At 52.3% G+C, this 453-nt stretch carries 1 protein-coding gene; it reads right to left on the reverse strand.

The genetic code is table 11. The features are described 5' to 3' along the window. Positions 1–42: 42 nt before the first annotated feature. Positions 43–453, reverse strand: a 411-nt coding sequence (locus DUK53_RS17120) for an ATP-grasp domain-containing protein (RefSeq protein ID WP_124893244.1), incomplete at its 5' end; no start/stop codon positions are given.

The following is a 453-nucleotide window of genomic DNA, read 5'->3' on the forward strand; positions in this document are numbered from 1 at the left end:
TTCTGGCACTCTTCAACTCGGAGAGTGCCAGGAAAACACCATTTACTTGCTGTCAAACACCGAACTGTTCAACCCGCGATCCTGCTGATGCCGCTCAAGAGCCAGCTCAATCAACGCGGTGATCAACTGGGTATAGCTCACCCCGCTGGCTCCCCACAGTTTTGGATACATGCTGATATTGGTGAAGCCAGGCAACGTATTAATCTCGTTGATAATCACGTTATTATCCGGCGTCAGGAATACGTCGACGCGCGCCATACCCAAGCAATCCAGCGCCTTGAAGGCTTGCAATGCCACTTCGCGGATTTTATCGCTGACGTCCTGATCGATCGCCGCCGGTACCACCACCTGCGCGCCCTGCTCATTAATGTACTTGGTGTCGTAAGAGTAGAACTCATCGCTAAGGATGATTTCGCCACAGACGCTGGCCTGTGGATTATCGTTGCCCAATAC

The organism is Listeria sp. SHR_NRA_18 (assembly GCF_003856515.1).
GTDB classification, from domain to species: Bacteria; Bacillota; Bacilli; order Lactobacillales; family Listeriaceae; genus Listeria_A; species Listeria_A newyorkensis.